General features: G+C 73.0%; 10 protein-coding genes. 1 reads left to right on the top strand and 9 read right to left on the bottom strand.

Annotated elements, in window-relative coordinates; genetic code table 11:
* Positions 1–19: 19 nt before the first annotated feature.
* The 7 genes from PZB77_RS04290 to PZB77_RS04260 all read right to left on the bottom strand — a co-directional run bounded on the left by PZB77_RS04290 (position 20) and on the right by PZB77_RS04260 (position 6,623).
* Positions 20–871: a DUF4097 family beta strand repeat-containing protein gene (locus PZB77_RS04290; RefSeq protein WP_275491184.1), complete on the bottom strand. Its 852-nt coding sequence runs from the start codon at positions 869–871 to the stop codon at positions 20–22.
* A 98-nt stretch (positions 872–969) separates the two neighbouring features.
* Positions 970–1,482, bottom strand: a complete 513-nt coding sequence (locus tag PZB77_RS04285) for a hypothetical protein (RefSeq protein WP_275491183.1) — start codon at positions 1,480–1,482, stop codon at positions 970–972.
* 366 nt (positions 1,483–1,848) lie between these two features.
* Entirely contained in the window at positions 1,849–2,928 is a 1,080-nt protein-coding gene (locus tag PZB77_RS04280; RefSeq protein ID WP_275491182.1) for an ABC transporter ATP-binding protein, read from the bottom strand.
* Positions 2,925–3,707: a molybdate ABC transporter permease subunit gene (gene modB / locus PZB77_RS04275; protein WP_275495907.1), complete on the bottom strand. Its 783-nt coding sequence runs from the start codon at positions 3,705–3,707 to the stop codon at positions 2,925–2,927. Before modB ends, PZB77_RS04280 begins: the two co-directional genes overlap by 4 nt.
* Before the next feature lie 113 nt (positions 3,708–3,820).
* Positions 3,821–4,669, bottom strand: coding sequence for a molybdate ABC transporter substrate-binding protein (modA, locus tag PZB77_RS04270; RefSeq protein WP_275491181.1), 849 nt, complete (start codon positions 4,667–4,669; stop codon positions 3,821–3,823).
* A 354-nt stretch (positions 4,670–5,023) separates the two neighbouring features.
* Positions 5,024–5,425: a helix-turn-helix transcriptional regulator gene (locus PZB77_RS04265; protein ID WP_275491180.1), complete on the bottom strand. Its 402-nt coding sequence runs from the start codon at positions 5,423–5,425 to the stop codon at positions 5,024–5,026.
* A gap of 133 nt (positions 5,426–5,558) precedes the next feature.
* Entirely contained in the window at positions 5,559–6,623 is a 1,065-nt protein-coding gene (locus PZB77_RS04260) for a biotin/lipoate A/B protein ligase family protein (protein WP_275491179.1), read from the bottom strand.
* Positions 6,624–7,086: 463 nt separating this feature from the next.
* On the opposite strand from PZB77_RS04260, the gene PZB77_RS04255 reads away from it, so the two are divergent.
* Positions 7,087–8,442: an NAD(P)-binding domain-containing protein gene (locus PZB77_RS04255; protein WP_275491178.1), complete on the top strand. Its 1,356-nt coding sequence runs from the start codon at positions 7,087–7,089 to the stop codon at positions 8,440–8,442.
* Positions 8,443–8,657: 215 nt separating this feature from the next.
* Here PZB77_RS04255 and PZB77_RS04250 read toward each other — a convergent pair whose 3' ends face one another.
* On the bottom strand, positions 8,658–9,710 hold the full coding sequence (locus PZB77_RS04250) for a YncE family protein (RefSeq protein WP_275491177.1): 1,053 nt from the start codon (positions 9,708–9,710) through the stop codon (positions 8,658–8,660).
* Between the two features lie 267 nt (positions 9,711–9,977).
* Positions 9,978–12,122 (bottom strand): hypothetical protein, encoded by a 2,145-nt coding sequence (locus PZB77_RS04245; RefSeq protein WP_275491176.1) that lies wholly within the window; start codon positions 12,120–12,122, stop codon positions 9,978–9,980.
* Between the last annotated feature and the right edge of the window lie 197 nt (positions 12,123–12,319).

Here is a 12,319-nt window from a genome sequence, read left to right as displayed (position 1 = left end):
AGGGCGGCCCCTCACGCGGTCAGGTCGTGGCGCGGCGGACGTCGATGTTGCCGTGCCGGGTGCGGGCGCGGACCTCGACGATGTTGTCGGCGCCGTCGGGGTCGGCCGGAGCCTCGGACGCGGTGAGCGTGTTGCGTACCTGGCCGGAGCCCGAACTCGCGTCGAGCCAGGCGGCGGAGCCCTCGCGGACGCCGATCTCGATGGCCCCGTAGTTGGTCTCCAGCTGGACCGTGCCGCGGACCACTTCGCCCACGCGCAAGGTGCCGTAGGCGGTGGTGGCGGTGACCGAGTCCTCGGCGCGGAGGATCTCGATGTCGCCGTGGGCGCCGCTCACCCGCAGTTCGCCGGTCGCGGCACGGACGGTCGTGGTGCCGTGCGAGTTCTTCAGGACGGCGGGGCCGTCGATGATGCCGATGCGCAGGCTCCCGGAGCTGGTGGTGATCTCGGCCTTGCCCTCGATCCGGTCCACGCTGATCGAGCCGTGGGAGGCGGTCAGATGGAGGGGCCCGGTGGTGTCGAGGCGTACGTCGCCGGACGAGGTCTTCACGCGGACCTCGCCGAGGCGCCCTTCGCCGAGTACCTGGGCCCAGGCGCCGGTCATGTCGACGCGCGAGCCCGACGGCAGGTCGACCGCCACGTCGACGATGCCGGTACGGCCGAAGAGGCCGGACTTGGGCGTCCTGACGGTCAGTGCGCCGCGGGCGTACGTCACCTCGGTCTGGCCGGCCGCCCGTACGTCCGCGTCCCGCTTCGGGTCCCGGGGGCGCACCGCGACGACGGTGTCGAGGCGGTCGTCCGCGGTGAACTGCACGGAGCCTGCCTCCACGCGGGCGGTGACCGAGATCGCTTCAGGAGTGTCGAAAGAAGGCATGGCTGTCCCGTCCTCTTGGGTCGTGGGGTCGATTCGTGGGGTCTCCCCGCCGGCGGGACGGGGTCATGGGTGAAGGGGTGCGGCGGCGCCGGCCGTCCTCAGCGGACCCAGCCGGTGAAGCTCTGTCCGACCTGGGCCTTGTCCGCCGTACGCGGTCGGCCGCCGCCGTCGACGGCGGCCGACACGGCCCGGACGAGCCACGCGTTGACCGAGAGGCCCTCACGGCCCGCGGCCTCCTCGGCGCGCGCCTTGAGGTGGGCCGGCAGGCGCAGGTTGACCCGGGCGGTGGTGCCGCCCTCGTCACCTTCGGCGGGTGCTTGCGAGGCGGCCGGCTCGACGGCGGCGGCCGCCCCCGCGGGGGAATCGGCCGGCGGCCGGGTCACGACGAAGTCGGGGTCGAGTCCTCGCAGCCGTACGTCGACCGAGCCCGGAGCGAGCTCGCGGGTGACCTCGTCCATCGCGGCGGAGAGCACGTTGAGCAGAGTCAGGCGGGTCGCCGACTCCAGCGGAGCGGTGAGCCTCTCGGCCAGCTCGCGGGCTTCGTCGCCGCCGGCATCGGCGGCCACCGCGAGTTCGCGGCGGAGGGAGTCGACATACGGGGTGAGGTCCATGGCGCCATCATGGCACCACTGTGGCGCCATGTGCAAGCGGCAGGGCGTCATTGTGGTGAGGGAAGGGGCCGTGGAGCCCGCGACCCGGGTGGATGGTGGGGCATGGGGCATGGGGCATGGGGGGCGGGGGAGTGGCGCGCGGAGCATGAGGGCGCTCCTGGGGAGTGCGAGAGCCGCCGTGCTGGTGGGGGGAGGTCCCCGTGGCACCCCGTGGCACCAGGTGGCGTCAGGCTGCATCGGGTGGTGTCGCATGGCGGCGGGTGGCGCCAGGTGGTGCCACTTCGCGCCACCTTGTGGTGTCACCTGCAGCCGCAAGGCGCCACCCGGCCGCACGGGTCGGCTCCTGCCCGGGAGGATCACGCTTCCTCAGGCGGGATAGGCGTGTGTCTGCGCGGCCTTGACCGTGGCCCAGACCGTCGCCCCCGGGTGCAGATCGAGCTCCGCGGCGGCGACCGTGGTGAGGTCGGCGGCGAGACGCAGTTCGCCGCCGAGGTCCGCGCGGATCTGGTCGCCGTGCGTCTCCAGCCCGTCGACCGCGCAGCGCCAGACGTTGCGGGCGCTGGAACCGGTGGGCCGTTCGCGGTGCAGGGTGACCGCGCTCGGGGGGAACGCGACGAACACCGGGCCGACGAGATCCTCGGTGGTGGTGATCGCCGGACCCGCGTCGAGCCGGACCGTCGTGTGCCCCTCGGCGTGCCCCCGGTAGAGGTTGAGGCCGACCAACTGTGCGATGTAGTCGGTACGGGGGCGCCGGGCGATCTCCGACGGCGTGCCCTGCTGGACGATGCCGCCGTGCTCGATCACGACCAGACGGTCGGCGAGGACCATGGCATCCAGGGGATCATGCGTGACCAGCACCGCGACCGCCTCGAACTCCGCGAGATGACGGCGGAGCTGGGCCCGTACGTCGAGGCGCGTGCGGGCGTCGAGCGCGGCGAGGGGCTCGTCCAGCAGCAGCAGCCGGGGGTGGGTGGCGAGCGCGCGTGCGAGGGCGACGCGCTGGGCCTGGCCGCCGGAGAGCCGGCGCGGTTTCGCCCCGGCCCGGTCGGCCAACCCCATGCGGTCCAGCCACACGGCCGCCTGGGCGCGGGCCTCGGACTTGCTCGCGCCCCGGCAGCGCGGACCGAAGGCCACGTTGTCCAGGGCCGAGAGGTGGGGAAAGAGCAGATAGTCCTGGAAGACGACGCCGACCGGGCGCGACTCCGGCGGCCGGTCGGTCAACGCGGCCCCGTCCAGCCGCAGATGGCCTTCGGTCAGCTCGGTGAGACCCGCGAGGGCGCGCAGCGCGGTCGTCTTCCCGGCGCCGTTCGGCCCCAGCAGGGCGACCACCTCGCCGGGCCGGGCGCTCAGTGCCACGTCCAGGCGGAAGGCGCCCCGGTCGACGACGAGCCGGGCGTCGAGTCCCCCGGCGGCGGCCGGAGACGCGGTGGGCGCATCGATCCTCATGGTGCCGTCATCCATCGGTCGCGCAGCCCGGCCAGTACCGCGATCGACACCGTCAACAGCACCAGGCTCAGCGCGATCGCGGCCTCCGGGTCGCTCTGCAGGGCGAGGTAGACGGCCAGCGGCATCGTCTGCGTACGGCCCGGGAAGTTCCCCGCGAACGTGATGGTCGCGCCGAACTCGCCCAGGGCGCGGGCCCAGGCCAGTACGGCACCCGCCGCGATGCCCGGGGCGATCAACGGCAGGGTGACCCGCCGGAACGCGGTGAAGCGGGAGGCCCCCAAGGTGGTGGCCGCCTCCTCGTACCGCGGGTCGGCGGCCCGGAGGGTGCCCTCCACGCTGATGACGAGGAAGGGCATGGCGACGAACGCCTCGGCCACGATCACCCCCGCCGTCGTGAACGGCAGCGTGACGCCGAACCACGAGTCCAGCCACTGTCCCACCACACCGTTGCGGCCGAGCGCCAGCAACAGCGCCACACCGCCCACCACCGGCGGCAGCACCAACGGCAGCGTCACCAGGGCCCGGACGAGACCGCGCCCCCGGAAATCGGTGCGCGCCAGCACCCAGGCGAGAGGCACGCCCAGAACCAGGCTCACCGCGGTGGCGGCGGTCGCGGAGACCAGGGACAGCTGGAGCGCCTGCCACACCTCCGTACTGGACAACTGCTCCGGCATGCTCCGCCAGGGGGCCCGGACGAGCAGGGCGACCATCGGCAGCAGCAGGAAGACCAGGCCGAGCAGGGCGGGCAGCAGCAGCGGCAGTGGAACGCGTCCGCGCATCCGCGTACGTCCTCGTACCGCCACGCCGCCGTCTCCTTCCGTCCCGCGTCCTCGTGGGCCGGTCACCGCACCGGAGGTGGCAGGTGCGTGGGCTCCGGAACCGGCGGGCCTCTTCACGGCGTGAGGAACCCCGCCCGGGTCAGCACCCGCTGCCCCTCGGCGGACCGCACCAGCTCGATGAACGCCCGGGCCGCAGTGGCGTTGGGGGCGTCCTTGAGCAGCGCGATCGGATAGTCGTTGACGGCGTCGGCCGACTCGGGGAACTCCACGCCCTCCACCTTGTCACCCGCGGCCCGTACGTCGGTCCGGTAGACCACGGCCGCGTCGGCTTCCCTGAGCTCCACCTTGGTGAGGGCGCTCTTCACGTCCTGCTCGTAACTGACGGGGACGAGGTCGAGACCGGCGGCGTCCAGCGCCTTCTGCGAGGCGGCGCCGCACGGCACCGTCCTGTCGCAGAGCACGACCTTGAGATCGGCGTTCGTGAGATCCCGGAGGGTGGCGATCTTGTCCGGGTTGCCGGGAAGGGTCGCGATCTCCAACTGGTTGCGGACGAAGGTGGCGGGCGTTCCCACCGCGTCGTCCGCGTCGGTGACGGTCGCCATGGTCTTGGCGCTGGCGGCGGCGAAGACGTCGGCCGGGGCCCCTTCGGTGATCCCGGCGGCCAGGGTGTCACTGCCGCCGAAGCTGAAGGTGACCTCGGTACCGGGGTGGGCCTCCTCGAACGAGGCTCCCAGCGTCGTGAAGCTCTCCTTCAGCGAGGCGGCGGCGAACACGGTCACCGTGCCGGAGAGCTTCGCCGCGGAACCCGCGGAGGTTGAGGCGGAACCGCCGGAGGAGCGCGTCGAAGCGTCGGGCGAGGAGCCGTCCGACGAGGAACAGGCGCTCAGCGCCAGCAGCGCGGCGACTCCCGCGCCCGTCCACTGCGGTGTCCTACGGGGCCGGCGTGCGGAACGGGTCGTCACGGAGTCTGCTCCCTCTGGTCCTCCGGAGGAGCCCGACGACTCCTCCGCGCTGGTCTCCCGGTGCTCGCACGGTCGGTGTGGTGCACGCCGATCACCGGGACGGCGGCGCGCACGGATCGATCATACGTGCGCAGATGCCAAGGGGAAGACCCCGATTGCCTCGCAGGAGCAGTGGGGGGCAGGTTCTTTCAGGGGCAGATGCGGGGAGGCTGACTCGGGCGCGATCGGCTGTCTCCGGCCAGCGGTCCGCCCCCCGCACGTGAGGCCGCGGGTGTGCGTACGTGCGGGTGTGCGTACGTGCGGGTGTGCGGGTGTGCGGGTGTGCGGAGAAAAGGGTGCGGTGAGCGGGACCGCTCAGAGCCGGTCGATGTGCACGTTGGTCGACTTCACGCGGGCGGTGGCCTCCATGCCGACCTCCAGGCCGAGTTCCTCCACCGCCTCGCGCGTCAACAGGGAGACCAGCCGGTGCGGACCGGCCTGGATCTCGACCTGCGCGGCGACGTCGCCGAGCTTCACCGCCGTGACGATGCCCGCGAAGGCGTTGCGCACGGAGGTGTACGGGACCTCCCCCTCGCCGCCGCTCCCGGCAGTGCCGGCGACCTCGACCGAGAAGGCCGCCAGGTCGCCGCCGTCGATGAGCCGCCGCCCGCTCGTGTCGCGGTGCGTGGCCACCCGGCCCGCGTCGGCCCACCGTCGTGCGGTGTCCGGGCTCACGCCCAGAAGGCGGGCCGCCTGGCCGATCGTGTAGGACTGCATGGGCGTCACGGTAGGTCGCCGCTCCGCACCGACGCAAGCGCGGACGGTACGGAGCCGCAGCTCCGGCGGGATGCCGGGGGAGCCGGGGAGGCACAGGCGGGCCGGCGGAGACGCCGGCCCGGGAGGCGGCGGGTCACGGCACCCGGGCGGTCCACTCCTCGGTGGCGAACTTCGTCCGCACCAGTTCCTCCGCCCGGGCCATCTCCTCCTCGGTGACCGCGCCGGTGGTCAGGCCGTAGCGGTTGCGGAAGGAGGCGATCATGTTCTCGATCACCTGCTCCCGCGCGAGACCGGTCTGACGCCGCAGTGGATCGACCCGCTTCTTGGCCGACGTGGTGCCCTTGTCGGACATCTTCTCCTTGCCGATGCGCAGGACTTCGAGCATCTTGTCGGCGTCGATGTCGTACGACATGGTCACGTGGTGCAGGACGGCCCCGGGGCCGCCGTCGGCACCCACCATCCGCTTCTGGGCCGCCCCCGCGATCTTGCCGGCTTCGGTCGCGATGTCGTTGAGGGGCTGGTACCAGGCCTTGATCCCCATGTCCGCGAGTGCGCCGAGCACCCAATCGTCGAGGTAGGCGTAACTGTCTGCGAAGGAGAGGCCCGAGACCAGGGAGTCCGGCACGGACAGGGAGTACGTGATGGTGCTCATCGGCTCCACGAACATGGCCCCGCCGCCGGAGACGCGGCGCACCACGGTCATCCCGTGCCGTGCCGCCCCCTCGGGGTCCACCTCGTTGCGGAGCGACTGGAAACTGCCGATGACCACCGCGGGCGAGGCCCACTCCCAGACCCGGAGCGTGGGCGCCCGCCGCCCGGCGGCCACCTCGGCGGTGAGGACCTCGTCCAGCGCCATGTGCAGCGCCGGGGCCTGCGGCTCCACGTGCACCAACTGCCAGTCGTAGTCGCTCCACTCGGTCGCACGGGCCAGCGCTCGCCGGACGGCGATGCCGACGCCCTCCGCCGACAGCCCGAGCATGACCGTGGACTCGGGCAGCGCCGCCGTGATCCGGGCCGCCAGGGCGGTGGCGTCCGTGGAGGAAGGGGCGCCCTCCAGGGCGCGGTTGATCGCGAGGATCGCCTCGTCCGGCTCCAGGAAGAAGTCGCCCGCGACCCGCACGTTGCGCAGGACGCCCCCGTCGACGTCCAGATCCACGACGACCAGTTTGCCGCCGGGAACCTTGTACTCGCCATGCACGGCTTCGCTCCCCTCAGCGCGCTGCGATGCACCCGAGCCCATCGCTCCGGAGTCATGAGAAACGCGCACATCATCCCTCATGCACCTTAATGCTCGCTCCTGCCGGGCGCCGATGCGGCTCCGACGGGGCGGACGCCTCCCCCGTTCCCCGGTGCCGGGACGCTTCCGGGACCGGCTGAGGGCGTCGGGACCGCTCGCGAACGGGCCGGTCGCGCCGATGCGCGGGCGTGCCGGCGGCAGGATGGGCCGCAGCCCCGGCCCCCGGCGCGCATCGCCCCTCACGGTCGCGGAAGCACGGCGCCGCTTTGCCCCGGGAGCCGCAGCGGTGGAGGTCCGGACGACGCTGATTCGACAGGCTTCTATGTTGACAGGTGTCGATGGAAGAGGCACGCTGGGCATCAATTAGATGTCCGTCTAATCAGCGGGCGGGACGTCCCGCCCTCAGCGTGAGGACCGAGCGCCGATGAAGACCACCGATGCCGTTGAGCTCCCTGTCGTCGTCGTCGGCGCGGGCCCCGTCGGCCTCGCCGCCGCAGCCCACCTCCTCGCACGCGGTCTGGAACCGCTGGTGCTCGAAGCCGGCGACGCGGTCGGCGCCGCGGTGCGTGAGTGGTCGCACGTGAGGCTCTTCTCCCCCTGGGACGAGGTCATCGACCCGGCCGCCGAGAAGCTCCTCGCCGCGACCGGCTGGCAGCGGCCGGACGGGGCCGCCTACCCGACCGGCGGCGACTGGGTGGAGTCGTACCTCCAGCCCCTCGCGGAGGTCCTCGGCGACCGTGTCCGTACGGGCGCCACGGTCACCGGGATCTCCCGCGCCGGGCGCGACCGCGTCGTGGACGCCGACCGCGCCGAGCAGCCGTTCACCGTGCACGCGCGGGCCGCCGACGGGACCGGAATCCGGCTCCTCGCCCGTGCCGTCCTCGACGCCTCCGGTACGTGGGCCGGGCCCGGGCCCGCCGGAGGCGACGGACTGCCCGCCGCGGGGGAGCGGGCCCACGTCCGGCACATCACCTACCGGGTGCCCGACCTGCACGACCCCGCGACCCGGGCCCGTCACGCGGGCAGACGAACGGCGGTCGTGGGCAGCGGAGCCTCCGCCTTCACCACCCTCGTCGCCCTCGCCGACCTCGCGAAGGCCGAGCCCGGGACGCGCTCCCTGTGGATCCTGCGCCGGGGTGTCACCTCTTCCACGTACGGAGGCGGGTCCGCCGACCAGCTCCCCGCACGCGGCGCGCTGGGTCTCGCGGCCAAGGCCGCGGTCGACGCCGGCCAGGCGCACGCGCTGACCGGTTTCCGCATCGCCGGCATCGAGTCGGGTCCGGACGACGCCCTCGTCCTCGTGGCGGAGGACGGCACGCGCGCGGAGCCGGTCGACGAGGTCGTCGTCCTCACCGGCTTCCGTCCCGACCTCTCCTTCCTCGGCGAACTCCGCCTCGACCTGGACCCGCGACTGCAGGCCCCCGTCGGGCTCGCGCCCCTGATCGACCCCAACGTCCACTCGTGCGGCACGGTCTACCCGCACGGGGCGAAGGAGCTCGGCCACGGAGAACGGGGCGTCTATCTCGTCGGGATGAAGTCCTACGGCCGCGCGCCCACGTTCCTGGCCCTGACCGGCTACGAACAGGTCCGCTCCGTCGCGGCCGCCCTGGCCGGCGACCACGAGGCGGCCGCACGGGTGGAGTTGACGCTGCCGGAGACCGGGGTGTGCGGTGGCTCGGGCCTCTTCGACGCCCCCGCCGAGGAGAGCGGCTGCTGCGGCGCTCCCCGGACCCTCGGCATCGAGACGGTGCGGCTCTCCGGCCGCCCTGCCGGCGGCTGACCCGCCGGCCCGGCCGATCCGACCGCACCGGTCGCGGTCGACGACCTGCCGCTCGCCGCCCGTCGCGGGTACGCACCGCTGCCCGGCGCTGTGGGCGGAGAAGCGGACACGCCGAAGGCCGACGGCCCGTTCCTCCCGCCGGAGCGGGGAGGGGACGGGCCGTCGGCCGTTCGGATCCGGTTCCGGGGGCGAACCGGTTCAGGGGGGAGCGGGGGTCAGCGGCCGAGGACGATGCGGTGGATCAGGTCCTTGCCGTCCGTGCCCGAGCCGGACTTGTCGACGACGTACGCCACGCCGTCGTCGACCGTCACGTGGTTCGGGTTGGCGCCCGTGGCGAGGGTCTCGACGACGGTGCCCTTCTTCGGGTCGACGACCGAGACGTTGGCGGCGGTGCGGTTGACGACCAGCACGCGACCCGACTTCTTGTCGGTGGCGACGGCCAGCGAGCCGGCGCCGGTCGCGACGGTGGAGGTGACGACGCCCTTCTTCAGGTCGATGACCGAGAGGGTGCCGGCGGTCTGGTTCGCGGTGTACGCGGTCTTGCCGTTGGCGGAGAGGGCGACCGAGATCGCGCCGTCGCCGGTCGGGATGAAGCGCGGTGCCTTGTGCGGGCCGACCTCGATCACGCGGTCGTTGTTCAGGTCGGCGGTGTAGACGGTGCCGGTCTTCTCGTTCAGGGTGAGGCCGGTCGGGCTCGAACCCTCGATGGTGACGCGGCCCTTCTCCTTGAGCGTCTTGGAGTCGAACGCGACCAGGCTCGCACCGGCGAAGCTGCTCGCCCACACCGTGTTGTGCTTCTCGTCCACGACGATGTCACGGCCGTGCGCGACGTTCGGCAGGGTGGCGAGGTGCTCGCCCGTCTTCTGGCTGTAGACCGCGACCGTGTTGCTGCGGGTGTTCGTCGTCCACACGGTGTTGTGCTCGTCGTCCACCGCGACACCGTAGACGGCCTCGACAGCGCCGGTCGCCGCGTCGGTCACCGGCGGGACGATGGTCTTCTTGACCGCGAGGGTGCGCGGGTCGACCTTCAGCAGGCTGGAGTTGGTGACCGGCGGGCGGCCCACGGCGGTGGTCGTCCACAGCACGTGGTTCCGCTCGGAGTACGAGGACTGGTACAGGCCCGTCGCCAGCGAGGCGGACGTGACCGTGGAGGCCGAGTTGCCCTTGTGGCCCGTGGCACTGGCGGACGCCGTGCCGGCCAGGGCCAGGGAACCGCCGACGGCGAGGACGACGGCGGTGCTGAGGGAGCGGCGGGTGGCAGAGGTCATGCTGCGTCAATCTCCTTGACTGGTGCGCCCCTTGATGCGAGGCGATATCCATGAGATTAGCTTAGGCTTGCCTAAGTTAAGCGTGTTTTCGAGTGGCGTGCGTCACAGTTGCGGGTGAGGTTCGGGGGCGGGGCGAACGTACGGGTCCGCGAACGCGTCGCGGGGTGCTGCGCGCGGGGGAGCGCGCAACACCCCGCGTGGTGAGGGAGGTTGCTCGGGTCGCTGTGGGCGAAACCCTGAGGGGCCCGCCGAGCGACCGACGGGTCGTCAGACGGCTGCGGGCTGCGACGTCGAAGGTGTCCGCGGCGCGTCCGGCTTGCGGCGCCGCAGGACGAAGGTGGTCGCGCCGGCCGCTCCGACCGCGCCGCCGACGGCCGCCGCTCCGGCCGCCCAGGCGATCGTCGCGTACGAGACACCTGTCCCGACGTCCTGGACCGAGGCGGCGTTGACGGTCGGGTCGGTGGTGGTCGCCGCCGCGTCCGGGGACGGGGCGGCGACCGCTGCGGCCGCGGTGGGGTCGGCGGCCAGGGCGGTGAAGTCGACCTTGAGCGTCGTGGCGGGGTTGGGTGCCAGGAAGCGCAGCCAGTGCGCCCCGGGGGTCACCTCGGCCGGTATCTCCACGTCACCCTCGAACGACCCCTGGGCGTCGATGTCCCACTGCCCGAGGATGGCGTCGTCGTCGAGCTTGATGGTGACGACCTGGGACGCCGGGAAGTCCGTGACCTTGAAGTGGAGCTTCCCTCCAGGCTGGACCTCGCTGGCGGTGATCTCCGCCTTGGCCCCACTGGCGTTGCTCGCGCTGGCGGGCGCACCCGTGGCGGCCGGGATCGCCGCAACCGCGCCGCCCGCTGCGGTGGAGCCGTTGGCCCCGGCCGCGCTCGTGCCCGTGCCGCCCGTGCCGCCGGTGGTCGCCGAGGCGGCTGCCCCGGTGGTCACGGTGAAGTCGGCCTTCATGCTGGTGGACGGGTTGGGGGCGAGGAACCGCAGCCAGTGTGCGCCCTTCGTCGCGGTCGCCGGGACGGTGACCGTACCGGAGAACGAGCCGTCCGAGGCGATGCCGTCGGGCCACTGTCCGATGATCTCGCCGTCGTCCAGCTTCACGGTGATCTGCTGGCCGGCGGGGAAACCCGTCAGCCGGAAGGAGACCTTGCCGCCGGCGGCCACGTTCGAACCGGCGGTGATGGTCGCGGAGGTACCTGACGGGGTGGACGAGCCGCCTGTGCTGGTGCCGCCGGTGCTCGTGCCGCCCGTGCCGGAGCCCCCGGTGGAGCCGCCGCCCGTGGGGGAGCCACCCGTGCCGGCGCCGCCCGTGCTGGAACCGCCGGTGGAGCCGCCGCCCGTGGAGCCGCTGCCGCCGGTGCTTCCTCCGGTGCTGCCACCGTTGCTCGAACCGCCCGTGGACGGTGAGGAGGTGACGGTGAAGTCGGCCTTCAGGCTGGTGGAGGGGTCCGGGGCGAGGATGCGGAGCCAGTGCGCGCCGGCGCCGGCCGTGGCCGGCACCGTCACGGTGCCGGAGAACGTGCCGTCCGCCTTCACGGCCGCGGTCCACTGCTTCAGGATCGTCTGGTCGTCGAGCTTGACCGTGATGGTCTGCCCCGTGACGAAGCCCGACAGATCGAAGGAGACGGTGCCGCCCGCGGCGACCTTGGTGGCCCCGAGCCGGATCTTGGGTGTCGCCGGCTCGGGCGTGGGCGTGGTGGCGGTCACGGTGAGGGCGGCGCTCTTGACGCTGGTGCCGGTGGCGAGGAAGCGGAGCCAGTGGTCGGTGCCGGGTGCGGTGGAGCCGGGCACGGTGACGGTGCCGGAGACGCTGCCGTCGGCGCCGCTGGTGAACTGAGCGAGGAGGGTGGCGTCGTCGAGCTTGACGCTGACCTTGCTCGCGGCCGGGAAGCCGGTGGCGGTGAAGGTGACCTCCCCGCCCGCCTTCACCGACGTGGTGCCGAGTGTGACCGCGGGTGTGGCGGTCACGGTGAGGGCGGCGCTCTTGACGCTGGTGCCGGTGGCGAGGAAGCGGAGCCAGTGGTCGGTGCCGGGTGCGGTGGAGCCGGGCACGGTGACGGTGCCGGAGACGCTGCCGTCGGCGCCGCTGGTGAACTGAGCGAGGAGGGTGGCGTCGTCGAGCTTGACGCTGACCTTGCTCGCGGCCGGGAAGCCGGTGGCGGTGAAGGTGACCTCCCCACCCGCCTTCACCGATGTCGAGCCCAGGACGACCGCCGGGGCCGACACCTCGTCAGCCGCGAGCGCCACCGCGCCGGTCGACGTTCCCGCCTCGCCGCTCGCCGCGGCGAGAGGCATCGACAGCACTCCGAGGCCCAGCGTCGCTCCGGCGGTGAGCGCGGCCACCCGCGCGACCCTGCCACGAGGGCCCCGGAACGCCGGTGTGGAGGTACGGAGAGGTCTGTCTGCGCTCATGGCGGGCTCCTGGCAGGCAAGAAGAGGTGCGGGGGAGAAGGGCGGCGTTCGCTGACCGTTTCGGCAGGAGGGCGCCAACAAGGGGTTAGGTTAGCCTAAGTAAACCTCCAGGGGTCAAGCGGGGTGCTCGTGGGCCGGGTTGCCGGAGCGCGAGGTCGGCGCGGGCCTCGCGGGTGCTTTCGTGCGGGCCTCGGTGC

The organism is Streptomyces sp. AM 2-1-1, from assembly GCF_029167645.1.
GTDB lineage: Bacteria > Actinomycetota > Actinomycetes > Streptomycetales > Streptomycetaceae > Streptomyces.
This window is presented reverse-complemented; position numbering and strand designations above follow the sequence as displayed.

What these genes read in the sequence shown, in the direction of transcription:
- PZB77_RS04290 (WP_275491184.1), bottom strand. Translation starts at nt 871, where the DNA reads ATGCCTTCTTTCGACACTCCTGAAGCGATCTCGGTCACCGCCCGCGTG.
- PZB77_RS04285 (WP_275491183.1), bottom strand. Translation starts at nt 1,482, where the DNA reads ATGGACCTCACCCCGTATGTCGACTCCCTCCGCCGCGAACTCGCGGTG.
- PZB77_RS04280 (WP_275491182.1), bottom strand. Translation starts at nt 2,928, where the DNA reads ATGAGGATCGATGCGCCCACCGCGTCTCCGGCCGCCGCCGGGGGACTC.
- modB (WP_275495907.1), bottom strand. Translation starts at nt 3,707, where the DNA reads ATGCGCGGACGCGTTCCACTGCCGCTGCTGCTGCCCGCCCTGCTCGGC.
- PZB77_RS04265 (WP_275491180.1), bottom strand. Translation starts at nt 5,425, where the DNA reads ATGCAGTCCTACACGATCGGCCAGGCGGCCCGCCTTCTGGGCGTGAGC.
- PZB77_RS04255 (WP_275491178.1), top strand. Translation starts at nt 7,087, where the DNA reads ATGAAGACCACCGATGCCGTTGAGCTCCCTGTCGTCGTCGTCGGCGCG.
- PZB77_RS04250 (WP_275491177.1), bottom strand. Translation starts at nt 9,710, where the DNA reads ATGACCTCTGCCACCCGCCGCTCCCTCAGCACCGCCGTCGTCCTCGCC.
- PZB77_RS04245 (WP_275491176.1), bottom strand. Translation starts at nt 12,122, where the DNA reads ATGAGCGCAGACAGACCTCTCCGTACCTCCACACCGGCGTTCCGGGGC.